The sequence below is a fragment of the Prauserella oleivorans genome, from assembly GCF_042685745.1.
Lineage (GTDB): Bacteria > Actinomycetota > Actinomycetes > Mycobacteriales > Pseudonocardiaceae > Prauserella_A > Prauserella_A oleivorans.
In genome coordinates this window covers 4,514,265-4,536,538 of record NZ_JBHUNT010000001.1, presented here as the reverse complement: position 1 = coordinate 4,536,538, position 22,274 = coordinate 4,514,265, and the positions used below count along the sequence as shown (strand labels likewise).

22 protein-coding genes and 1 pseudogene are annotated in these 22,274 nt (G+C 71.8%); 20 read left to right on the top strand and 3 right to left on the bottom strand.

Annotated elements, in window-relative coordinates:
* Positions 1-23: 23 nt before the first annotated feature.
* Positions 24-1,670, bottom strand: coding sequence for a PucR family transcriptional regulator (locus ACFSZT_RS22230; protein ID WP_377386433.1), 1,647 nt, complete (start codon positions 1,668-1,670; stop codon positions 24-26).
* 105 nt (positions 1,671-1,775) lie between these two features.
* Between ACFSZT_RS22230 and ACFSZT_RS22225 the strand changes: the two genes are divergently transcribed.
* The 16 genes and pseudogenes from ACFSZT_RS22225 to ACFSZT_RS22150 all read left to right on the top strand — a co-directional run bounded on the left by ACFSZT_RS22225 (position 1,776) and on the right by ACFSZT_RS22150 (position 16,747).
* A complete protein-coding gene (locus tag ACFSZT_RS22225; RefSeq protein ID WP_377386430.1) occupies positions 1,776-3,068 on the top strand; it encodes an aspartate aminotransferase family protein in 1,293 nt (430 codons plus the stop codon).
* Between the two features lie 13 nt (positions 3,069-3,081).
* Positions 3,082-4,596: a CoA-acylating methylmalonate-semialdehyde dehydrogenase gene (locus tag ACFSZT_RS22220; RefSeq protein WP_377386427.1), complete on the top strand. Its 1,515-nt coding sequence runs from the start codon at positions 3,082-3,084 to the stop codon at positions 4,594-4,596.
* 63 nt (positions 4,597-4,659) lie between these two features.
* Positions 4,660-5,685, top strand: coding sequence for a heat-inducible transcriptional repressor HrcA (gene hrcA, locus ACFSZT_RS22215; RefSeq protein ID WP_377386424.1), 1,026 nt, complete (start codon positions 4,660-4,662; stop codon positions 5,683-5,685).
* Between the two features lie 39 nt (positions 5,686-5,724).
* Positions 5,725-6,879: a molecular chaperone DnaJ gene (gene dnaJ / locus ACFSZT_RS22210; protein WP_377386882.1), complete on the top strand. Its 1,155-nt coding sequence runs from the start codon at positions 5,725-5,727 to the stop codon at positions 6,877-6,879.
* The gene (locus ACFSZT_RS22205) at positions 6,876-7,640 is read left to right on the top strand and encodes a 16S rRNA (uracil(1498)-N(3))-methyltransferase (protein WP_377386421.1); all 765 of its coding nucleotides are present in this window, start codon (positions 6,876-6,878) and stop codon (positions 7,638-7,640) included. The genes dnaJ and ACFSZT_RS22205 overlap by 4 nt, the downstream gene beginning before the upstream one ends.
* A gap of 292 nt (positions 7,641-7,932) precedes the next feature.
* On the top strand, positions 7,933-8,301 hold the full coding sequence (locus ACFSZT_RS22200) for a histidine triad nucleotide-binding protein (protein ID WP_377386418.1): 369 nt from the start codon (positions 7,933-7,935) through the stop codon (positions 8,299-8,301).
* Positions 8,302-8,397: 96 nt separating this feature from the next.
* The gene (locus ACFSZT_RS22195; protein WP_377386416.1) at positions 8,398-9,456 is read left to right on the top strand and encodes a PhoH family protein; all 1,059 of its coding nucleotides are present in this window, start codon (positions 8,398-8,400) and stop codon (positions 9,454-9,456) included.
* Positions 9,457-9,484: 28 nt separating this feature from the next.
* A complete protein-coding gene (gene ybeY, locus ACFSZT_RS22190) occupies positions 9,485-10,036 on the top strand; it encodes an rRNA maturation RNase YbeY (RefSeq protein WP_377386413.1) in 552 nt (183 codons plus the stop codon).
* Positions 10,033-11,361, top strand: coding sequence for a hemolysin family protein (locus ACFSZT_RS22185; RefSeq protein WP_377386410.1), 1,329 nt, complete (start codon positions 10,033-10,035; stop codon positions 11,359-11,361). Before ybeY ends, ACFSZT_RS22185 begins: the two co-directional genes overlap by 4 nt.
* Positions 11,354-11,689 carry a cytidine deaminase gene (locus tag ACFSZT_RS22180; RefSeq protein WP_377386407.1) on the top strand — a complete coding sequence of 112 codons (336 nt, stop codon included), beginning with the start codon at positions 11,354-11,356 and terminating at the stop codon, positions 11,687-11,689. Before ACFSZT_RS22185 ends, ACFSZT_RS22180 begins: the two co-directional genes overlap by 8 nt.
* A pseudogene (gene era, locus ACFSZT_RS22175) lies at positions 11,686-12,613 on the top strand (GTPase Era). The gene ACFSZT_RS22180 and the pseudogene era overlap by 4 nt, the downstream one beginning before the upstream one ends.
* A gap of 79 nt (positions 12,614-12,692) precedes the next feature.
* The gene (gene recO, locus ACFSZT_RS22170; protein WP_377386401.1) at positions 12,693-13,547 is read left to right on the top strand and encodes a DNA repair protein RecO; all 855 of its coding nucleotides are present in this window, start codon (positions 12,693-12,695) and stop codon (positions 13,545-13,547) included.
* Positions 13,489-14,316 carry an isoprenyl transferase gene (locus ACFSZT_RS22165; protein ID WP_377386398.1) on the top strand — a complete coding sequence of 276 codons (828 nt, stop codon included), beginning with the start codon at positions 13,489-13,491 and terminating at the stop codon, positions 14,314-14,316. Before recO ends, ACFSZT_RS22165 begins: the two co-directional genes overlap by 59 nt.
* Entirely contained in the window at positions 14,313-14,729 is a 417-nt protein-coding gene (locus ACFSZT_RS22160; RefSeq protein ID WP_377386395.1) for a hypothetical protein, read from the top strand. Before ACFSZT_RS22165 ends, ACFSZT_RS22160 begins: the two co-directional genes overlap by 4 nt.
* A gap of 300 nt (positions 14,730-15,029) precedes the next feature.
* Positions 15,030-16,046: a permease gene (locus tag ACFSZT_RS22155; protein ID WP_377386392.1), complete on the top strand. Its 1,017-nt coding sequence runs from the start codon at positions 15,030-15,032 to the stop codon at positions 16,044-16,046.
* Complete coding sequence (locus ACFSZT_RS22150; protein WP_377386389.1) at positions 16,043-16,747, top strand: TIGR03943 family putative permease subunit; 705 nt, start codon at positions 16,043-16,045, stop codon at positions 16,745-16,747. Before ACFSZT_RS22155 ends, ACFSZT_RS22150 begins: the two co-directional genes overlap by 4 nt.
* 3 nt (positions 16,748-16,750) lie before the next feature.
* On the opposite strand, the gene ACFSZT_RS22145 is transcribed toward ACFSZT_RS22150, so the two are convergent.
* Both ACFSZT_RS22145 and ACFSZT_RS22140 read right to left on the bottom strand, forming a co-directional pair.
* A complete protein-coding gene (locus ACFSZT_RS22145; protein ID WP_377386386.1) occupies positions 16,751-17,182 on the bottom strand; it encodes a Fur family transcriptional regulator in 432 nt (143 codons plus the stop codon).
* Positions 17,179-17,568 carry an ArsR/SmtB family transcription factor gene (locus ACFSZT_RS22140; protein WP_377386383.1) on the bottom strand — a complete coding sequence of 130 codons (390 nt, stop codon included), beginning with the start codon at positions 17,566-17,568 and terminating at the stop codon, positions 17,179-17,181. The genes ACFSZT_RS22145 and ACFSZT_RS22140 overlap by 4 nt, the downstream gene beginning before the upstream one ends.
* 220 nt (positions 17,569-17,788) lie before the next feature.
* On the opposite strand from ACFSZT_RS22140, the gene ACFSZT_RS22135 reads away from it, so the two are divergent.
* Genes ACFSZT_RS22135 through ACFSZT_RS22120 form a run of 4 tightly spaced genes read left to right on the top strand, consistent with a single transcriptional unit; the run spans position 17,789 to position 22,265 of the window.
* Positions 17,789-19,177, top strand: a complete 1,389-nt coding sequence (locus tag ACFSZT_RS22135) for a glycine--tRNA ligase (protein ID WP_377386381.1) — start codon at positions 17,789-17,791, stop codon at positions 19,175-19,177.
* Positions 19,178-19,188: 11 nt separating this feature from the next.
* The gene (locus ACFSZT_RS22130; RefSeq protein ID WP_377386880.1) at positions 19,189-19,812 is read left to right on the top strand and encodes a YdcF family protein; all 624 of its coding nucleotides are present in this window, start codon (positions 19,189-19,191) and stop codon (positions 19,810-19,812) included.
* A gap of 34 nt (positions 19,813-19,846) precedes the next feature.
* Positions 19,847-21,124 (top strand): deoxyguanosinetriphosphate triphosphohydrolase, encoded by a 1,278-nt coding sequence (locus ACFSZT_RS22125; protein ID WP_377386378.1) that lies wholly within the window; start codon positions 19,847-19,849, stop codon positions 21,122-21,124.
* 28 nt (positions 21,125-21,152) lie between these two features.
* Positions 21,153-22,265, top strand: a complete 1,113-nt coding sequence (locus tag ACFSZT_RS22120) for a serpin family protein (RefSeq protein ID WP_377386375.1) — start codon at positions 21,153-21,155, stop codon at positions 22,263-22,265.
* The last annotated feature ends 9 nt before the right edge of the window (positions 22,266-22,274 follow it).

Below are 22,274 nucleotides of genomic sequence, written 5' to 3'. Positions count from 1 at the left end.
GCAGGGCCCGGTCCGGACCTGTGTTACTCGGTCGAGTGGTCGCCGTCCCTCGATTGGGCGAGCACGTCGTGCACGAGCAGCGCGACGTGCAGCGACAGCATGGACTCCGGGTCCTCCAGCGGCACGCCGAGCACCTGCTCGATGCGCGCGAGTTGCTGGTAATAGGCGGTCCGTGAGGTGTGCGCGGCGGCGGCCGCCGCCGATTTGTTGCCACCCTGCTCACAGAAGTGCCGCAGGGCAGGCAGCAGCCTGCTGCCCGACGCGGTGTCGCGTGAGAGAAGCGGGCCGAGCTCGCGTGCCGCGAACGCCGCGAGCCGGTCGTCGTCGGCGAGCAGGTGGAGCAGCCCGCGCAGCCGCACGTCCTCGAGCCGGTGGTAGCCGCACGCCGGCTCCCGGTCCCGGTGCAGCGCCGCGGCCGCCACGTGCGCGGCCTCGACCAGGCTGCGTCCCGCGTCGGCCGCCGAGTCGACGGGCGTGCCGACGGCGATCACGAGCGGCGCCGCCTGCCTGGCCTGTTTGATCTCCCGGGCGAGCCGGTGCAGCACGGCATCGGTATCGGCCTGCGGGGACAGCGAGAGCAACGCGCGCACGCTCGTGTCGTCGACGCTTGCCACGAGTGCGCAGACCCGGGCCCGCCGCGTTGCCAGGGCGGTCGCCTCGGCCAGCTCCCGCAGCAGCGCCGGGGCGGAGTTCGCCGTGGGCGGGTTCGCCGTGCCGGTGAGTCGCGGCCGGATGGCGGCGCCGACGAGCCGGTGACCGGTCAGCGGAACCCGCAGCGCCGCGGCGCGCGCGACCAGCTCGGCCGAGGCCGCGGGCGTACCGAGCAACCGCTCCAGCACGCCCCGGTGCGCCTGCCGCTCCAGGCTGTCGCCCTCCCGCGCGAGCAGGTGGTGCACCGCCAGCGCCGACGCGGCCCGCTCGGCGACCACGACCGAACGGTGCGGTGGCTGCTCGCCGCACTGCAGGACGAGCCTGCCCCAGTCGTGCCCGCGGGCACCGACGACGGTCACCAGCCGGCCGCTGGGTGGGTCGTAGGCGGTCCGCTCGCCGACCCGGACCGCGCGCGACCGGCGCTGCCAGTCCGCGAGCAGCTCGACGGGATCGGCGCCGCAGGCGTCGTAGGCGAGCACCTCGTGCGACAGCGTCTCGAGCACCACCGGCTGCCCCGTCAGCCGCGCCACCTCGCGCAGGACGACGTGCGGCTCCGCGCCGGAGACGGTGAGCTCGGTGAAGGTCTCGTGCACCTGGGCGGCCGCGCGAAGCTCGGCGACCTGCGCGTCGACGATCCGGCCGTTGACGGCCTCGGTCACCGTGACGTACCGGGTTTCCCGCGAGAGGGTGACCAGCGGCAGTCGGTGCTTCTCGGCGGCCTCGACCAGGGCGCGCGGCAGGGCGTCGCTCCAGTGCCGGACGAGCTCGACCACGAGCCCGGACACCCCGACGCCCGCCAGCTCGTCCACGTAGCGGGTGAGCGCCGCGTCGTCGTCCGGCAGCGCGATCCCGGTGGTCAGCACCAGCTCGCCGCCCTTGAGCAGGTGGGCGATGTCGGCGACCTCCGCGACATGCACCCAGCGCACCCGGCCGTCCAGGCCGTCCGCGCCCGCGACGACCTTCGGCCCGCCGTGGCGCACGACCGGCAGGGCGAGCACCTCCGCGACGGTCGGGTACATGCGTGCGTCACCCCCTGGGCCAAGAAGCAGACTGTACGGCGACGGGCGCGAGTCCGTACATATTGTCCGTGGCGCCGGCGCGTGGGCCGCCGCGAGACTCGGGCCATGACGGAATCGGACCTCCTCCGCAGGCACCGGGCGGTCATGCCCGACTGGTTGTCGCTGTACTACGCCGACCCGATCGAGATCGTCCGCGCGCGCGGCAGACACGTCACCGATTCCGAGGGCCGCACCTACCTCGACTTCTTCGCGGGCATCCTCACCAACGCCATCGGCTACGACGTCGCCGAGATCCGCGACGCGGTCCAGGCCCAGCTGGACACCGGCGTGCTGCACACGTCGACGCTCTACCTCATCCGCAAGCAGGTGGAGCTGGCGGAGCAGATCGCCGAGCTGTCCGGGATCGAGAACGCGAAGGTGTTCTTCACCAACTCCGGCACCGAGGCCAACGAGACCGCGTTGCTGCTGGCCACCCAGTACCGGCGCAGCAACCAGATCCTGGCGCTGCGCAACTCCTACCACGGCCGGGCGTTCGGCACCCTGGGTATCACCGGCAACCACGGCTGGTCGGCCAGCTCGCTGTCCCCGGTGAAGGTCAGCTACGTGCACGGCGGCTACCGCTACCGCAGCCCGTTCGCGCGCTTCTCCGACGCCGACTACATCGCCGCGTGCGCCGACGACCTGCGCGACGTCCTCCAGACCACCACGTCCGGGGACGTGGCGGCGCTGATCGCCGAGCCGATCCAGGGCGTCGGCGGGTTCGCCACCCCGCCCGACGGGCTGTTCGGCGCGTTCAAGGAGATCCTCGACGAACACGGCATCCTGCTGATCTCCGACGAGGTCCAGACCGGCTGGGGACGCACCGGCGAGCATTTCTGGGGCATGGACGCTCACGGCGTGAAGCCGGACATGATGACCTTCGCCAAGGGACTCGGCAACGGGCTCGCGATCGGCGGCGTCGTCGCACGCGGCGAGATCATGGACTGCCTGGGGGCCAACTCGATCTCCACGTTCGGCGGCAACCCGATGTCCACGGCGGGCGCGAAGGCCGCCCTCGACTACCTGCTCGACCACGATCTGCAGGGAAACGCGGCCAAGCTCGGCGACCGGCTGCTTGCCGGGCTGCGCGAGATCGGCGACCGGCACGGCGTCGTCGGCGACGTGCGCGGCAAGGGACTCATGATCGGCATCGAGCTGGTCCACCCAGGCGGCACGGAACCCAACCCGCCCGCGGCGACCGTCGTGCTCGAGGAGACCAAGGCCCGTGGCCTGCTGGTCGGCAAAGGCGGGCTGCACAACAACGTGATCCGGCTGGCGCCGCCGATGACGCTCACCGACGACGAGGCAGGCCAGGCCCTGGACATCCTCGGCGAGGCCATCCACGCCGCCGACCGCTGACGAGGAGACATTCGTGACCAACCGCATCAGCCACTGGATCGACGGCAAGCCGTGGGCCGGGGTCGCGCAGCGCACCGGAGAGGTGTTCGACCCCGCCACCGGCGAGGTGCGCGCCCGCGTGGACTTCGCCGGCGCCGGGCAGGTCGCGGAGGCCGTGGCGGCGGCCTCGGCGGCCTTCCCCGGCTGGCGGGACACCTCGCTCGCCGCCCGCACGCGGATCATGTTCGCGTTCCGGGAACTGCTGGCCGCCCGCAAGGACGACCTGGCGCGCATCGTCACCAGCGAGCACGGCAAGGTGCTCGCCGACGCGGCGGGCGAGGTGGGCCGGGCACTCGAGAACGTCGAGTACGCCTGCGGCGCCCCGCAGCTGCTCAAGGGCGGCTACAGCGAGAACGCCTCGCGCGGCGTCGACGTGTACTCCATCGCCCAGCCGCTCGGCGTGGTCGGCGTGATCTCGCCGTTCAACTTCCCGGCCATGGTGCCGCTGTGGTTCGTGCCGAACGCGCTGGCGGCCGGCAACACCGTGGTGCTCAAGCCCAGCGAGAAGGATCCTTCGGCGGCGAACTTCATCGCCGAGCTGTTCGCCGAGGCCGGCCTGCCCAGCGGCGTGCTCAACGTGCTGCACGGCGACAAGGTCGCGGTGGACGGTCTCCTCGAGCATCCGGACGTGAAGGCGATCTCGTTCGTGGGCTCGACACCGATCGCCCGATACGTCTACGAGAAGGGCACCGGCGCGGGCAAGCGGGTGCAGGCGCTCGGTGGGGCGAAGAACCACATGGTCGTACTGCCGGACGCCGACCTGGACGCCGCCGCGGACGCGGCGGTGTCGGCGGGCTTCGGGTCCGCGGGGGAGCGGTGCATGGCGGTGTCGGTCGTCGTGGCCGTCGACCCGATCGGCGACGAGCTGGTGAGCAAGATCACCGACCGGATGCGGGCCCTGCGAGTCGGCGACGGCCGCGATCCCGAGTCGGAGATGGGGCCGCTCGTCACGGCCGCCCACCGCGAGCGCGTCGCCTCCTACATCGACGCGGGGCTGGCCGAGGGCGCCGAGCTGGTCGTCGACGGCCGCGATCCCGGACTCGACGGCGGTGGTTTCTGGCTCGGCCCGACGTTGTTCGACCGGGTGCGGCCCGAGATGTCGGTCTACACCGACGAGATCTTCGGCCCCGTGCTGTCGGTGGTCCGCGCCGAGGACTACGACGCCGCGCTCGCGCTGGTCAACGCCAACCACTACGGCAACGGCACGGCGATCTTCACCGGCGACGGCGGCGCGGCCCGCCGGTTCCAGAACGAGGTGGAGGTCGGCATGGTCGGGGTGAACGTGCCGATCCCGGTTCCGGTCGGCTACTACTCGTTCGGCGGCTGGAAGGACTCACTGTTCGGCGACAGCCACGCCTACGGGCCCGAGGGCTTCCACTTCTTCACCCGGCGCAAGGTGGTCACCTCGCGTTGGCCGTCGGCTCCGTCGCCGCAGGCAGGGGCGGCGTCGCAGAGCGGCGTCAACCTGCGGTTCCCTGGCAACGTGTGATCCACCAAAGCGCCGCGAGCACCGTAAACTCGTCGTCGGAAGGGCGACGAGAGGAGGTGCCGGTTGGCGAGCGCGGACGAGCGGCGTTTCGAGGTACTACGCGCCATCGTTGCCGACTATGTGTCGAACCAGGAGCCCGTGGGCTCGAAGGCATTGGTGGATCGACACGATCTGGGTGTGTCGAGCGCCACCGTCCGGAACGACATGGCGGCGCTGGAGGAAGACGGTTACATCACCCAGCCGCACACGAGCGCGGGACGCATCCCCACCGACAAGGGCTACCGGCTGTTCGTCGACCGGCTCTCGGAGATCAAGCCGCTGTCGGCCGCCGAGCGCAGGGCCATCCGGAACTTCCTCGACGGCGCGATCGATCTCGACGACGTATTGCGCCGATCGGTCCGGCTGCTCGCGCAGCTCACGCGCCAGGTGGCGGTGATCCAGTACCCGACCCTGACCAACTCGACCGTTCGCCACGTCGAGGTGGTCTCGCTCACGCCCGCGCGGCTCATGCTGGTGCTCATCACCGACACCGGCCGCGTCGACCAGCGCACGGTCGACCTCGGCGACGTCGTGACCGACGACGGGGTCGCGCGGCTGCGGGAGCAGCTCAACAACACGCTCAGCGGCAAACGGCTGGCCGACGCGGCCGCGAAGGTGTCCGAACTGCCCGAGCAGAGCCCCGGCGAGCTGCGTGACATCATGACGCGCATCTGCACGGTGCTGGTGGAGTCGCTCGTCGAGCACCCGGAGGAGCGGCTCGTGCTCGGCGGCACGGCGAACCTCACCCGGAACGTCGCCGACTTCCCCGGCTCGCTGCGCCAGGTGCTTGAGGCGCTGGAGGAGCAGGTGGTGGTGCTCAAGTTGCTCGCCGCCGCCCGCAACCCCGGTGCCGTCACCGTGCGGATCGGTGAGGAGAATGAGGACGAGCAGATGCGGAGCACCTCGGTCGTGTCGATCGGGTACGGCTCCGACGACCTGCTGCTGGGCGGCATGGGCGTGGTCGGTCCGACACGGATGGACTACCCCGGGACGATCGCCGCGGTGCGCGCGGTGGCCAACTACGTAGGCCAGATCCTGTCCGGCAGGTAAGCCCGGGCGCTGGTGTGGCACGAGGAGGACGTCAAGACGGTGGCGAGGGACTACTACGGCATCCTGGGCGTGTCGAAGAACGCCACGGACCAGGAGATCAAGCGGGCCTATCGCAAGCTCGCGCGCGAGTTGCATCCCGACGTCAACCCGTCCGAGGACGCGCAGCACAAGTTCAGCGAGGTCACCACCGCCTACGAGGTCCTGTCGGACCCGCAGAAGCGCAAGATCGTCGACCTCGGTGGCGACCCGATGGACAACGGCGCCGGCCGTGGCGGCGGCGACCCGTTCGCCGGCTTCGGCGGTCTCGGCGACATCATGGACGCCTTCTTCGGCGCCGCCACCGGGGGCAGCCGGGGGCGGGGCCCGCGTAGCCGGGTGCAGCCGGGTTCCGACGCGCTTATCCGTATCCGCCTGACGCTGGAGGAGTGCGCGACCGGCGTCGACAAGGAGATCGCGGTCGACACCGCCATCCTGTGCGACCGCTGCCGCGGGGCGGGAACCTCCGACAGCGGCTCCGTGCGGACCTGTGACACCTGCGGCGGGCAGGGCGAGATCCAGTCGGTGCAGCGCTCGTTCCTCGGCCAGGTCGTCACCGCGCGGCCGTGCCCGGTGTGCCACGGTCTCGGCGAGGTCATCACCGACCCGTGCCAGAAGTGCGGCGGCGACGGCCGCGTCCGCGCCCGGCGCACCGTGACCGCCAAGATCCCGCCCGGCGTGGGCGACGGCATGCGCATCCGGCTCTCCGGGCAGGGCGAGGTGGGCCCCGGCGGCGGCCCCGCAGGCGACCTCTACGTCGAGGTGGACGAGGAGCCGCACGAGGTCTTCGAACGCCACGGCAACGACCTGCACTGCCACCTCCGCATCCCGATGACGAGCGCCGCGCTCGGTGCCGCCGTGCCGCTGGAGACGCTGGTCGACGGCGAGCTGGAGCTTGACATCGAGCCGGGCACCCAGCCCGACACCGAGCTCGTCCTCACCGGCAAGGGCATGCCGCGCCTGCGCTCGTCCGGCCGCGTCGACGGGCGTGGCGACCTGCACGTCCACGTCGAGGTGGTCGTGCCGACCAAGCTCGACGAGGAACAGGTCGAGCTGCTGCGCGAGCTGGCCAAGCTGCGTGGTGAAGAGGCTCCGAGCCTCGCGGGCAACGGCAGCAAGCACGGCGGCCTGTTCTCCAAGCTGCGCGCCAAGCGGTGACCGGGACCGCGGGCGGCTCGACGCCCCCCGTCTTCCTCGTCGACGCCGTGCCGTCCGGCGACCGTGCCGTCCTGGAGGGCGAGGAGGCCCGGCACGCCGTCACCGTCCGGCGCACCCGGCCGGGCGAACGGCTGACCCTCTCCGACGGCAGGGGAGCGCTTGCCGACTGCGTCGTCGAGGCCGTACACCCGGGGCGGGACCCACGGCTGGAGCTGACCGTGGAGGCGCGCCGGGACGATCCGCCCCCGCCCCTGCGGGTGACCATCGTGCAGGCCCTCGCCAAGGGCGACCGGGGCGAGCTCGCCGTCGAACTGGCCACCGAGGCCGGTGCCGACACGGTCCTGCCGTGGCGGGCCGCCCGCAGCGTGGCGCGCTGGGACGACGGCCCGCGCGGTGCGAAGGCCCTCGGCCGCTGGCGCTCCACGGCGCGGGCGGCGGCCAAGCAGGCGCGGCGTGGCCGCGTTCCCGACGTCCCGGAGCCCGTCACCACGAAGGAACTCGCGCCGGTGCTCGCGGACGCCGACGTCGCGCTCGTGCTCGAGGCGAGTGCCGCTCGGTCCATCACCGAGGTGGAGTTGCCCGCCACGGGAGAGCTCTGCCTCGTCGTCGGTCCCGAGGGCGGTATCGCCCCGGAGGAGCTGGCCGCGTTCACCGCCGCCGGCGCCGTCGGCGTCCGGCTGGGGCCGACCGTGCTGCGCACGTCCACCGCCGGTGCCGTCGCGCTCGGCGCCCTCGGTGCCCTGACCGCACGGTGGGCCTAGGCCGAACGGACGACGACGCTGGCCGGCGAGGTCGTCCGCGCGACCGGTTTCGGCGTGATCTTCTTCCCCGCGTATCCGCGCACCGTTACGCTCGTTGACGATCTGTCCGGAGCTGATGCGGACATCCAGAACCCGCCGGGCACCTCCCCCCTCGGTCCGGCGGAGCCGCGGTGGCGAGTGGGGCGACCCCCAGGCTTCACCGCCCCGCGGCGCTCCTACCGCAAGGGTGTTCACACATTCCGCGTCAGTGTCGTACCTGCGTCGTCGTACCTGCGCGCTAAGGTTGCTGCCCATGAGCGACGCCGACACGCTGTTCGAGCGCATCATCGCCCGGGAGGTCCCGGCCGACATCGTCCACGAGACCGAGACGACGCTGGCCTTCCGCGACATCAACCCGCAGGCGGCCACCCACGTGCTCGTGGTCCCCAAGACCCGCTACCGCACGGTCGCCGAGCTCGCCGCGGCCGACCCGAAGCTGCTCGCCGACGTGATCGCCACCGCCGACAAGGTGGCCGAGCTCGAGGGCCTGACCGCGGGCGGCTACCGTGTCGTTTTCAACACCGGCTCCCATGCAGGTCAGACGGTGTTCCACGTGCACGCGCACGTCCTGGGCGGGGAACAGCTGGGCTTGTTCGGGCGTTACCAGAGCGAGGCCGGGTAATCTAGCAGCCCGGGGCGAGCCGGTGCCGTTAGCATCGAGCTCAGGCAAACCAACAGACGACTGGCACAGACGTGCAGAAAGCAGGCCAGAGGCCACGTGGCCGGAACCGTTCCGCAGCAACCCGCAGACGCCGCACAGCAGGCGCAGTCGAAGTTCCCGATTCCCGACGCTGCCGCGCTCGTGTTGCTCGGCTCGCGTGACGAGAACCTCCGCGCCGCGGAAGACCTTCTCGACGCCGACGTGCACGTGCGCGGCAACGAGGTCACGCTCACCGGCACGCCCTCCGACGTCGCCTTCGCCGAGCGGGTGTTCGCCGAGCTCGCCACACTCGCGACCCGCGGCCAGCAGGTCGGCCCCGACACTGTCCGCCGCACCGTCGCCATGCTCTCCGCCGGCAGCGCGGAGTCGCCCGCCGACGTGCTGAGCATGGACATTCTGTCCCGCCGCGGGCGCACCATCCGGCCGAAGACGCTGAACCAGAAGCGCTACGTCGACGCGATCGACAAGCACACCATCGTGTTCGGGATCGGCCCGGCCGGCACCGGCAAGACCTACCTGGCGATGGCCAAGGCCGTCCAGGCGCTGCAGGCCAAGCAGGTCACGCGGATCATCCTCACGCGGCCCGCCGTCGAGGCGGGTGAGCGGCTCGGCTTCCTGCCCGGCACCCTGTACGAGAAGATCGACCCGTACCTGCGCCCGCTGTACGACGCGCTGCACGACATGGTCGACCCCGAGTCGATCCCGCGGCTCATGCAGGCGGGCACCATCGAGATCGCACCGCTGGCCTACATGCGCGGCCGCACGCTCAACGACGCCTTCATCATCCTCGACGAGGCCCAGAACACCACGCCCGAGCAGATGAAGATGTTCCTCACCCGGCTCGGGTTCGGCTCGAAGGTCGTGGTGACCGGTGACATCACGCAGGTCGATCTGCCGAGCGGGCAGCGCAGCGGGCTGCGGATCGTGCGCGACATCCTCGAGGGCGTCGACGACCTGCACTTCGCGTCGCTGACGAGCCACGACGTGGTGCGCCACAAGCTCGTCGGCGACATCGTGGACGCCTACGAGAAGTGGCAGGCCACCCAGGACGCCGCCGCGGGCAACGGCTCCCACGGAGGCAGGGGTGGCAACGGAAGGGCCTTCGGCGGGCGATGAGGCAGTACGAACACAGCGAGGATCCGGCGTGAGCATCGAGATCGCCAACGAGTCCGGAGTCGGTGTCGACGAGGCGTCGATCGTCTCGGCCGCGCGGTACGCACTGGACCAGATGGAGGTGAGCCCGCTTGCCGAGCTGTCGGTGCTGCTGGTGACCCTCGACGTCATGGAGGACCTGCACGAGCGGTGGATGGACCTGCCCGGTCCCACCGACGTCATGGCGTTCCCCATGGACGAGCTGGACTCCACCCGGCGTCCCGACGCGGCGGAGGCCTCGCCCGCGCTGCTCGGTGACATCGTGCTCTGCCCGGCGTTCGCCCGCGACCAGGCGAAGACCGCGGGCCACTCGCTGATGGACGAGCTGCACCTGCTCACGGTGCACGGTGTGCTGCACCTGCTCGGCTACGACCACGCCGAGCCCGCCGAGGAGCGGGAGATGTTCAGTCTGCAGAACCGCATCCTCGCCGACTTCCGCGCCGCCAGGCTCGACGCGGCGCGCCGGGAAGCCCAGCGCAGCGCCGACGACCGTCTGCTCGGTGCCGCCGGGCTCGACGGAGGGGCGAACCAGGAGACGCCGTGACCAGTTCAGCGGTCCTGCTGCTGATCGCCGCGCTGCTGGTGCTGCTGGGCGGAGTGTTCGCCGCGGCCGACGCGGCGGTGAGCACGGCGTCGCGGGCCCGTGCCGAGGGGCTCGTCCGGATGGGCCGGGTCGGCGCGCGTCAACTCGTCGCGATCATCGGCGAGCGCAGCAGGCACATCAACTTGCTGCTGCTGCTCCGGTTGTGCTGCGAGCTCACCGCCACGGTCCTCGTGACCGTGGTGAGCGTGCGCTGGTTCGAGCCCGTGGGACTGGCCGTGGTGGTTGCGGGCCTGATCATGGTGCTCGTCAGCTACGTGCTGGTCGGGGTCGGCCCGCGCACGATCGGCAGGCAGCACCCCTACCGGGTCGGTCTCGTCGTCGCGGGGCCCGTGCGCGTGCTGGGCACGGTGCTCGGCCCGCTGTCCAAGCTGCTCATCCTCATCGGTAACGCCATCACACCGGGCCAGGGCTTCCGGGAGGGGCCGTTCACCACCGAGGCGGAGCTCCGGGAGCTCGTCGACCTGGCGGGCGAGCGCGGCGTCGTCGGCACGGACGAACGCGAGATGATCCACTCCGTCTTCGAACTGGGCGACACGGTGGCGCGCGAGGTCATGGTGCCCCGGACCGAGATCGTCTGGATCGAGCAGAACAAGACCGTGCGGCAGGCACTGGCCCTGTCGATGCGCACCGGCTTCACGCGTTTGCCGGTGATCGGCGAGTCGGTGGACGACATCGTCGGCGTGGTGAACCTCAAGGATCTCGTGCAGGCGTCCATGGCCGAGGGCGGCACGGCCCGCACGGTGGGCGAGCTGATGGGCCCGGCCAGCTTCGTGCCCGACTCCAAGCGGCTCGACGGCCTGCTCAAGGACATGCAAGTGTCGCGCCATCACCTCGCCATCGCCGTCGACGAGTACGGTGGCACCGCCGGGCTGCTCACCATCGAGGACATCCTGGAGGAGATCGTCGGCGAGATCACCGACGAGTCCGACACCGGGGAGCGGCCACCCGTCGAGTACCTCGACGACCACATGGTGCGGGTGTCGGCGCGGCTCGGCGTCGACGACCTGGGCGAGCTGTTCCACGTCGACCTCTCCGACCACGACGTCGAGACGGTCAGCGGCCTGATGGCGGAGCGGCTCGGCCGGGTGCCGCTGCCCGGCGCGGAGGCCGAGATCGACGGTCTGCGGCTGCGCGCGGAAGGCGGCAAGGACCGGCGTGGCCGCATGCGCATCACCACCGTGGTGGTCCGCCCAGCCGACGGGCAGGCGATCACCGCGCGGCACAACGGTAGCGACGAACGCGATAGGAGCGTCGAACATGCCTGACCTCGACCCCGAGGACGAGAAGATCGTCATCCTGGCGCGCTCGACCCGCGCGCGCACCCAGGCCGCGGAGGGCGCCGCCGTCCGGGACACGGACGGGCGCACGTACGCGGCCGCGACGGTCGACCTGCCCTCGTTCAAGCTGTCCGCACTGCAGGCCGCCGTCGCGGCGGCGGTGTCGAGCGGCGCGGAGGGGCTCGAGGCGGCGGCCGTGGTGACCGCCGAGCCACTGGTGTCGAGTGCGTCCGTGCAGGCCGTGCGTGACCTCGCGGCGGATGCGCCGATCCTGCGCGCCGACCCGGCCGGCGCGGTCCAGGAGATTCTCAGGTGACCGATACCGGCGAGGGTGTCGGCTCCGCTGTCGAGCACCGCTCCGGCTTCGCGTGCTTCGTCGGCAGGCCCAATGCCGGCAAGTCGACACTGACCAACGCGCTGGTCGGCACCAAGATCGCGATCACGTCGAGCAAGCCGCAGACCACGCGGCACGCGATCCGGGGCATCGTGCACCGGCCCGACGCGCAGCTGATCATCATCGACACGCCCGGCCTGCACCGGCCGCGAACACTGCTGGGCCAGCGGCTCAACGATGTCGTGCGCTCGACGTGGTCCGAAGTGGACGTGGTGGGGTTCTGTGTGCCCGCCAACGAGAAGGTGGGACCGGGGGGACCGGTTCATCGCGAACGAGCTCGCCAAGGTCGCCCGGCACACGCCCGTGGTGGGCATCGTCACGAAGACCGACCTGGCTCGCCCCGACGAGATCGCCGAGCAGCTGCTGACGCTGCAGAAGGTGATGGACTTCGCGGACCTGGTGCCGGTGTCCGCTGTGGACGGTTACCAGGTGGGCACGGTCGCCGACGTGCTCGTGGGCCTGCTCCCCGAGGGGCCGCAGCTCTATCCGGGCGGTGACCTTACCGACGAGCCTGAGCAGACGCTCGTGGCCGAGCTCATCCGCGAGGCCGCGCTGGAGGGCGTGCGGGACGAGCTGCCGCACTCGATCGCGGTGACCATCGAGGAGATGGTGCCGCGCGAGGGCCGCGACGACCTGATCGACATCTACGCGCACGTCTACGTGGAGCGGCCGAGCCAGAAGGGCATCGTGCTCGGTCACCGCGGCAGCAGGCTCAAGCAGGTCGGAGCCAGTGCGCGGCGGCACATCGAGGCCCTGCTCGGGTCCAAGGTGTACCTCGACCTGCACGTCAAGGTGGCCAAGGACTGGCAGCGTGACCCCAAGCAGCTCGGCAAACTCGGCTTCTGAGTGATCCGTGAGGTGAGTGCGGTCTCCGCGCGGCGTGGGGAATCGCCTGGATGTCGCGCGCGCGTGGGACCATGAACGGGTGAGTCTGTATCGGGACACCGGCGTGGTGTTGCGGGTGCACAAGCTCGGCGAAGCCGACCGCATCATCACGCTGCTGACACGACGGCACGGCAAGGTGCGCGCCGTCGCCAAGGGGGTGCGGCGCACCACGTCCCGGTTCGGTGCGCGGCTGGAGCCGTTCGGGCACGTGGACGTGCAGTTCTACACGGGCCGCACGCTCGACGTGGTCACCCAGGTCGAGACGGTGGACGCGTTCGCGTTGCCCATCGTGGGCGACTACCAGGCGTACACGGCGGCCAGCGCCATCACCGAGACCGCCGACCGGCTCACCGCCGAGGAGGGCGAGCCGGCGCTCAAGCTGTACCTGCTCGTCGTCGGGGCCCTGCGGGCGCTCGCGGACGGGCAGCGTGACGCCTCGCTGGTGCTCGACGCGTTCCTGCTGCGAGCCATGGCGTTCGCGGGCTGGGAGCCCGCGATCACCGAGTGCGCGCGCTGCGGCGAGCGCGGGCCGCACAGTGCGTTCAACGTGCAGGCGGGCGGCTCGCTCTGCGGCCGCTGCCGGGTGCCGGGTTCGGTGCACCCGGCACCCGAGGTGCTCGTGCTGCTGGCGGCCCTGTTGCACGGCGACTGGAGCACGGCCGAGGCGACGACACAGCCGGTGCGGCGGGACGCGAGCGGTCTCGTCGCGGCCCACCTCCAGTGGCATCTGGAGCGGCAGCTGCGCTCGCTGCCGTTCGTCGAACGCCGTGCCCGCGAGGCGCCGATCACCGGCGCGTTAGGGTCGGACGCGGTGTCCGGCGATACGGAGGTGACAGGTGCGGCGCAAGGCACGGGAGGCACTCGGCATGTCGCAGGGGACGCTGCGGGCGCCTGACCCGCATCCGTCCGGCGAGCGGCCGCCGAGGATCCCGCCCGAGCTGGTGCCCAACCACGTCGCGCTGGTGATGGACGGCAACGGGCGATGGGCCAACCAGCGCGGGCTGCCGCGCATCGAGGGCCACAAGCGCGGCGAGTCGGTGATGATCGACGTGGCCAGCGGCGCCGTCGAGCTCGGCATCAAATGGCTGTCGGTGTATGCCTTCTCGACGGAGAACTGGAAGCGCAGCCCCGAGGAGGTGCGCTTCCTCATGGGCTTCAACCGGGACACGATCCGCCGCCAGGTCGACTACCTCGGTTCCATCGGCGTGCGCATCCGCTGGGCGGGCCGCAGGCCCAAGCTGTGGCGCAGCGTCATCAAGGAGCTGCAGGCCGCCGAGGAGAAGACGAAGCACAACACGCTACTCAATATGACCATGTGCGTGAACTACGGCGGCCGCGCCGAGCTGGGGGACGCCGCGCGGCAGATCGCGAGGCTCGCCGCCGACGGCAAGATCAACCCCGACAAGGTCGACGACCGCACGATCGCGAAGTACCTCTACCAGCCGGAGATGCCCGACGTGGACCTGTTCCTCCGGCCGTCGGGGGAGTTGCGGACGTCGAACTTCCTGCTGTGGCAGTCGGCCTACGCCGAGTTCGTCTTCCAGGACACGCTCTTTCCCGACTTCGACCGGCGCAAGCTCTGGGAGGCGTGCCTGGAGTACGCCAAGCGCGACCGGCGGTTCGGGGCGGCGGTCGACGCCGCCGCGGGAGGGGGACAGTCGTGACGACCGAGGCCGCCGATACCGCCGCCCTGCTGACCTCCGCCAAGGAGGCCCTCGAGATGTATCTCGACGTGCAGGTCGACGACGACGGCACGCTGACCTTCAAGCACTCCGACGTGCCGTGCGTGGTGCAGGCGATGCGGCTGGCCGAGGGGCTGTCGGTGCTGAGCCTTACGTGCGTGGTCGCGTGGGACCTGCCCGACGAGCCGAAGCTGGCGGCGGTCGTGGCCGAGCGTGCGGGGCAGGGCCTGTTCGGCACGCTCGGCATCGTCCACACCGAGCGCGGGATGGATCTGACCCTGCGTTACGCGTTCCCGGCCCAGGGCCTCGAGCCCGCTCCGCTGGGCACGCTGCTGATGCTGGTGGTCTCGACGGCCTCCCAGGTGCGGGCCGACGTGCTGGGCGAGGGGAACTGAGGCGGCACGCCGGGTGGACCGGCAGCACACCGGGTGGGTGAATGAGAACCCGGGAGGCGTCGAGACGAGGCCGCCGCCGGTGTTCCGCTGCGGCAGGCCGACGCCCGCAGGTCCGGACGGCGTCGATCCCTTCGAAGGGCCGGAACGTGATCGGGCTGAGCAGGCCGATCTCGGAGTCGAGCACCGACAGGGCGTTCGAGACGGCGCGCGCGGTGACGGCGGCGGTCGCGGGCCCTCCCGCACCGGGTAGGCGGAGCGTCGTGGTCGCGCGCCGGACGTGGTGGCATGATGGCCCGGGACATGGCAACGGTTGTCGATAGTGGCGGACAGGGCACCGATCCGGCGCGGCGGCGCCTCACGTCGATCGAGGTACTGTGCGCGGTCCTGGTGCTGGCGATCCTCGGCCAGTCGTGGCTGCGTGCGGCATTCGACGTGCCCGCGTTGCGGACGGCGTCGACGGTGTTCGTGGCGGTGTGCGTGCAGGCGTTGCCGTTCCTGGTGCTCGGTGTGCTCCTCAGCGGCGCCATCGCCGCGTTCGTGCCCGCCCGCGTGCTTCGCCGGGTGCTGCCCCGCCGGCAGGCCGCGGCCGTCGGTGTCGCCGGGCTCTCCGGGGTCGCGCTCGCCGGGTGCGAGTGCGCCTCCGTGCCGGTCGCGCGCCGCCTGATGGGCCAGGGTGTCGCGCCGGCGGCCGCGCTGACGTTCCTGCTGGCCGCGCCTGCCGTGAACCCGATCGTGCTCGTCTCCACCGCCGTCGCCTTCCCGGGCGAGCCCGGCATGGTGGCCGCCCGGTTCGCGGGCTCACTCGCCACGGCACTGGTGATGGGCTGGCTGTGGATCCGCTGGGGCAAGCTCGAGTGGATCGCCGAGCGGGCGCTGCGGCGACTGCCGGACGTCGAGGGCAATGGCCGGTGGCGTGCCTTCGCCGAGACCGCCCGCGCCGACCTGGTCGACGCGGGCGGGTTCCTGGTGCTCGGCGCGCTGGTGGCCGCCGCGTTCGGTGTGCTGGTGCCGGGGGAGTGGTTCTCCGCGCTCGGTGACCAGATCGTGCTCGGCGTGCTGGTGATGGCCGCGCTGGCGGTGGTGCTGTCGCTGTGCAGCGAGGCGGATGCGTTCGTGGCCGCGTCGCTGTCCGCACTGCCGTTGTTGCCGAGACTGGTGTTCCTGGTGGTGGGGCCTGCGATCGACGCGAAGCTCTTCGCCCTGCAGGCCGGGACGTTCGGGCGTGCGTTCGCGCTGCGGTTCGCGCCGGCGACATTCGTCGTCGCGGTCGTGTGCGGCGTCGGTGCCGGGCTACTGTTCCTCGGGGGTGCGCGGTGAGGCGCGAGACGCAGAACGTCCTGCTGCTGCTGCTCGGCGGAGCGCTGCTGAAGATCGCCGTCACCGGCGACTACCTGCGCTATGTCAAGGCCGCGCACCAGCCGTGGCTGATCGGAGCCGGTGCGGTGATGGTCCTGCTGGCGGTGGTGGCGATCGTCCGCGACCTCCGCGGTGCGGCGCGCGGCGGGGCCGGCCACGACCACGACCATTCCGCCCGCTCGGCGTGGCTGCTCATGGTGCCGGTGCTGGCGGTGTTCCTCGTCGCACCCCCCGCGCTCGGTGCCGACTCGGTGACCCGCACCCGCGCGGGCGAGGGATACGCGCCGTCGGGGGCGTCGTTCCCGCCGCTGCCCCCGGGGCCGGTGGTGCCGCTGTCGGTGACGGACTTCGTCAGCCGTGCCGGCTGGGACGAGTCCGGCTCGCTGCACGGCCGCACCGTGCGGCTGACGGGCTTCGTCGTCCACTCGCACGGGCGGACCGAGCTGGCCCGCATGGTGATCGGCTGCTGCGCCGCCGACGCGTTCGCCGTACGCGTCGAGCTGCGTGGCGGACCGGCGGACACGCTGGCCGAGGACACATGGATCGAGGTCACCGGCGAGGTCGTGCCCGGTGCGGACACCGCGGCGAGCGGCTACGTGCCCGCGCTGGCGGTCGGGTCGCTGCGCGAGGTCCCGGCGCCGACGGACCCGTACGAGTACTGACGGTTACCCGGCCTCGCGCTGCGCGCACGTCGAGCAGGTGCCCACGATTTCCACCGTGTGGCTGATGTCGGAGAAGCCGTTGCCGGAGGCGATCTTCTCGGCCCACCGTTCCACGGCGGGACCTTCGACCTCGACGGTGTAGCCGCAGTGGCGGCAGACGAGGTGGTGGTGATGGTGGTCCGAGCAGCGGCGGTAGAGCGCCTCGCCGGTGTCGGTGCGCAGCACGTCGATCTCGTCGGCCTCGCTCAGCGACTGCAGCGTGCGGTAGACCGTGGTCAGCCCGATGCCTTCGCCCCGTTTGCGCAGCTCGTCGTAGAGCTCCTGCGCGGAGCGGAAGTCGTCGATCTCGGCCAGCAGGTCCACCACGGCGGCGCGCTGCCTGGTCGCCCGGCGTCCCGGCAGCGGCGCGCGGCCCCGGGTCGAGGTGCTGCTCATCGCTTCGCCTCCTCCTGCACGTGTGCGACGGCGTCGATCACGATATGCGCGAGGTGGTCGTCGACGAGCCGGTAGGCCACCTCGCGGCCCCGCCGCTCCCCGTGGACGACGCCCGCGGACTTGAGCACCCGCAGATGCTGGCTGACCAGAGGCTGGGCGAGGCCGAGCGCATCGACCAGCTCGTGCACGCACCGATCCCCGTCCCGCAGCTGCAACACGATGGCGATGCGCACGGGCGCGGCCAGCGCCCGCAGGAGCTCACCCGCGTCGGTCAGTGTCGTCTGGGACGGGGGTGGCGACGGCGGAGCGGACCCCGGCGACGGTTCGTGCCGCTCGGCGTCGCCGGGCAGCCCGGAGGGCGCCGCGTTCGAACTCGCCGTCGGCATGTCGCAACTCCAAGCCTGCGCTCGCCGTGTGCCGGCACACGGCCGATGGGGGATTGCCTCCCATCCTAGTGCGCCGCCCGGAGTGTTCCCGCGCGCGAACCGCCGTCCCGACCGGGGCCGCAACGGGCACTCCCCGGGGACGTCCGGCCCGCCTCGCGGGCTACGCTGGTAGCTCACAGTCAGGTTCACATCGTCCAATCCGCATGCCTCGGAGCGTGGAGTGCCCGCCAACACCATCGAGACCGTCGTCAATCTGTGCAAGCGTCGTGGCTTCGTCTTCCCGTCGGGAGAGATCTACGGCGGTACCCGGTCGGCGTGGGACTACGGACCGCTCGGCGTCGAGCTCAAGGAGAACATCAAGCGCCAGTGGTGGAAGACCATGGTGCAGAGCCGGGACGACGTCGTCGGCATCGACTCGTCGGTGATCCTGCCGCGCCAGGTCTGGGTGGCCTCCGGCCACGTCAACGCCTTCCACGACCCGCTCGTGGAGTGCCTGGCGTGCCACCGCCGGTTCCGCTCCGACCAGCTGGCCGAGGAGTACGCCGAACGCACCGGCACCCCGCTCAACGAGGACGACCTCTCCGAGGTGCCCTGCCCCAACTGCGGCACGCGCGGCCAGTACACCGAGCCCCGCGAGTTCAACATGATGCTCAAGACCCACCTCGGCCCGGTCGAGTCGGAGGAGGGCTTGCACTACCTGCGCCCGGAGACCGCGCAGGGCATCTTCGTGAACTTCCTCAACGTGCAGACCACGTCGCGCAAGAAGCCGCCGTTCGGCATCGGTCAGATCGGCAAGTCGTTCCGCAACGAGATCACGCCGGGCAACTTCATCTTCCGCACGCGCGAGTTCGAGCAGATGGAGATGGAGTTCTTCGTCGAGCCCGGCGAGGACGAGAAGTGGCACCAGTACTGGATCGACCTGCGCACCGAGTGGTACACCGACCTCGGCATCGCGCGGGAGAACCTGCGCCACTACGAGCACCCGAAGGAGAAGCTCTCCCACTACTCCAAGCGGACGGTGGACATCGAGTACCGGTTCCGGTTCTCGGCCGGCCAGGAGTGGGGTGAGCTCGAGGGCATCGCCAACCGGACCGACTTCGACCTCACGACGCACTCGAACCACTCGGGTGTCGACCTGTCCTACTTCGACCAGGCCAGCGGCCAGCGGTACCGGCCGTTCGTCATCGAGCCGGCGGCGGGCGTGGGCCGGCCGATGATGGCGTTCCTGCTCGACGCCTACACCGAGGACGAGGTGCCGAACGCCAAGGGCGGCACGGACAAGCGCACGGTGCTCAAGCTCGACCCGCGGCTGGCGCCGTACAAGGTCGCTGTGCTGCCGCTGTCGCGCAACGCCGACCTGACGCCGAAGGCCCGCGACATCGCGGCGGCGCTGCGCAAGCACTGGAACACCGACTTCGACGACGCGCAGTCCATCGGCAAGCGGTACCGCAGGCAGGAGGAGATCGGCACGCCGTACTGCGTGACCGTCGACTTCGACACGCTGGACGACCACGCCGTCACGGTCCGTGAGCGCGACTCGATGGCTCAGGAGCGCATCGCCATCGACAAGCTCGAGTCCTACCTCGCGGCCCGCCTCATCGGCTGCTGACGCCCGTGGGCATCGCACGCTGGCTGCGCCGGGCGGTTGCCGGCGTCGTCCTCGTGGCGCTCCTCGTGGGCGGCGGTACGGCCTTCCGCGTCTGGTACGTCGCGCGGGCGGACGAGCGCCCGCCCGTGGACGCGATCGTGGTGCTCGGCGCCGCCCAGTACAACGGCACGCCGTCGAAGATCTTCGAAGCCCGCCTGGAGCAGGCCAAGGAGCTCTACGACCAGGGCGTCGCCGGGCACATCGTCACCTCGGGCGGCAACCGGGAGGGCGACGCCTACACGGAGGCCGAGGCCGGGGCCAACTGGCTGGTGGCGAACGGGGTGCCGGAGGAGAGCACGATCGCCGTCGGCGAGGGCAGCGACACGCTGCGCTCGCTGCGGGCGGTGGCGGCGGAGATCCAGGCTCGCGGGTGGACCACGGCGGTGATCGTCAGCGACCCGTGGCACTCGCTGCGCGCGAGGACGATGGCCGAGGACGCGGGCCTGGAGGCCTGGACCTCGCCCACGCACTCCGGGCCGGTCGTCCAGACCCGCCAGACGCAGGCGCGCTACATCGTGCGGGAGACCGGCGCGCTGCTCTACTACCGGCTCTCGAAGAACCCCGCGGACGAACTCGGCGGCACGGGCCTGCGCTGACCGGTACCTGCCGCGAGCCCATAAGCTGACGCGGGTGTACGCCGACTACACCGACCACGACCGCGCACGCAGGCAGCCCGAGCCGCCGAAGCGGGCCGGGCTGCCCGGCGCGCACGGCGACGCGCGGAGCCCGTTCGCGCGGGATCGCGCCCGGGTGCTGCACTCGGCCGCCCTGCGCCGGCTCGCCGGCAAGACGCAGGTGGTCGGCCCGGGGGAGGGCGCCGAGGTCAGCGGTGTGCCGCGCACCCGGCTGACCCATTCGCTCGAGGTCGCCCAGATCGGCCGCGGCATCGCCGACGATCTCGGCGCCGACCCCGACATCGTCGACACCGCCGGGCTCGCCCACGACATCGGGCATCCGCCGTTCGGCCACAACGGGGAGCAGGCACTCGACGAGGCCGCCGAGGCCTGCGGCGGGTTCGAAGGCAACGCCCAGACGCTGCGCATCCTCACCCGGCTGGAGCCGAAGGTGCTCGCCGACGGTCACGTCACGGCCGGGCTCAACCTGACGCGCGCCAGCCTGGACGCCGCGACGAAGTACCCGTGGCCGCGCGAACCCGGCACGGTGAAGTTCGGGGTGTACGCCGACGACCTCGAGGTGTTCGCGTGGATGCGCGACGGGGCTCCCGGCCGACGCCGGTGCCTGGAGGCACAGATCATGGACTGGGCCGACGACGTGGCCTACTCCGTGCACGACGTCGAGGACGGGGTGCTCGCGGGCCGCATCTCGCTCGGTGTGCTGGCCGATCCGGAGGAACGTGCCGCCGTGGCGGAACTGGCCGCCAAGCACTTCACATCCAGCTCGGTGTCCACTGTGGAGGAGGCCGCGCGCGGTCTGCTGGAACTGCCGGTGGTGGCCGAGCTCGCACAGCACGGGTACGACTCCTCGCTGACCGCGCAGGTCGCGCTCAAGCGGCTCACGAGCGAGCTGGTGGGCCGGTTCGCGTCGGCGGCCGTCACGGGCACCCGCGCCGCGTACGGCGACGGGCCGCTGCGCCGCTACGCCGCCGAGCTGCGCGTGCCGGAACAGGTGGGCGCCGAGGTGGCCCTGCTCAAGGCGCTCGCGTTGCGCTACGTGATGAGCGACCGGCGGCGGCTGGCCATGCAGGAGGGGCAGCGGCAGCTGCTCGCCGAGCTCGTCGGGATCGTGGCCGACCGGGCCCCGGACACCCTGGACCCGATCTTCCGGCCCGCCTGGGAGGCCGCGAGCGACGACGCCGCGCGGCTACGGGTGGCGATCGACCAGGTCGCCACGCTCACCGACGCGCAGGCGCACGCCTGGCACGCCTGGCACACGGGGCGCCACAGCTAGCGAGCTCCGCCGACGGTACCGTCGGGGAATGCCTGCCAGCGCACCCGAACTGGCCCACCTGCGATTCGCCCTCGCGATGCACCGCGCCGTCGCGGGCGAGGCCGACACGTGCTTCTCGCCGTATTCCACGGCGAGCGCGCTCGGCCTCGCCGCCACCGCGGCCCGGGGCGACACGGCCTCCGAGCTGACCACGCTGCTCGCCGGAGCGGACTCCGGCCTCGCGGATCAGGCCGACCTGCTCCGCAAGGCGGCCGTGCTCGAGGCCCGCGCCGGGCAGGACGAGCCGTTGCTCGCCGTGGCCAACACGCTGTGGGCGTGGGAAGGGCTGCCCGTCGAGCCGGGGTTCGCCGAGGCGATCGTCGACTGGCCGTCGGGTGGGGTGTCGCAGGCGCCGTTCGCCGAGGACCCGGAGGGCGCGCGGACCGCCATCAACCGGGACGTCGCGGACATCACGCGCGAGCTCATCCCCGAGCTGCTGCCGCCCGGCACCGTCGGCGACGACACGGTGGCCTGCCTCGTCAACGCGCTGTACCTGCGCGTCGGCTGGGTGCATCCGTTCGCGCCGGCCGACACCGTCGACGCCGACTTCCACACGCCCGGCGGCGCGCTGCCGGTGCGAATGATGCGGCAGACCGAGCGGCTCGGCTACGCCGAGCACGGTGGCTGGCAGCTGGTGTCGTTGCCCGCCGTGGGCGGCGTCGAAGCCGTGGTGCTGCTGCCGGATCGCCGGCTCGCCGATCTCGAGTCCACACTGGACGAGTTCACGCTGGCGGAGCTGCTGGCGGCGAGAAGGGACCGCCTCGTGCGGCTGTCCCTGCCGCGTGTGTCGCTGGACGTCCGGTCACCGCTGAAGGCGGCGCTGCGTGCGCTCGGCGTGCGGCGCATGTTCACGCCGGGAGCCGATTTCGGCGCCCTCACCGACGATCCGCGACTGGTGATCTCCGACGTCCTGCACCAGGCCGTGCTGCGGCTCGACGAGAGCGGGCTGGAGGGGGCCGCGGCCACGGCCGCGATGATGCGGCTGGTCTCGATGCCTGTCGGCGAGCCCGTCACGGTGGAGGTCAACCGCCCGTTCCTCCTGCTGGTGCGGCACGGCGGCAGCGGTGCCGTCTACTTCCTGGCCCGCGTCGTCGAACCGTGACCGCGGGGG

Excerpts from the sequence above, each read along its gene's own strand:
- ACFSZT_RS22230 (WP_377386433.1), bottom strand. The coding sequence starts at position 1,670 with ATGTACCCGACCGTCGCGGAGGTGCTCGCCCTGCCGGTCGTGCGCCAC.
- ACFSZT_RS22225 (WP_377386430.1), top strand. The coding sequence starts at position 1,776 with ATGACGGAATCGGACCTCCTCCGCAGGCACCGGGCGGTCATGCCCGAC.
- ACFSZT_RS22200 (WP_377386418.1), top strand. The coding sequence starts at position 7,933 with ATGAGCGACGCCGACACGCTGTTCGAGCGCATCATCGCCCGGGAGGTC.
- ACFSZT_RS22180 (WP_377386407.1), top strand. The coding sequence starts at position 11,354 with ATGCCTGACCTCGACCCCGAGGACGAGAAGATCGTCATCCTGGCGCGC.
- ACFSZT_RS22155 (WP_377386392.1), top strand. The coding sequence starts at position 15,030 with ATGGCAACGGTTGTCGATAGTGGCGGACAGGGCACCGATCCGGCGCGG.
- ACFSZT_RS22145 (WP_377386386.1), bottom strand. The coding sequence starts at position 17,182 with ATGAGCAGCACCTCGACCCGGGGCCGCGCGCCGCTGCCGGGACGCCGG.
- ACFSZT_RS22140 (WP_377386383.1), bottom strand. The coding sequence starts at position 17,568 with ATGCCGACGGCGAGTTCGAACGCGGCGCCCTCCGGGCTGCCCGGCGAC.
- ACFSZT_RS22120 (WP_377386375.1), top strand. The coding sequence starts at position 21,153 with ATGCCTGCCAGCGCACCCGAACTGGCCCACCTGCGATTCGCCCTCGCG.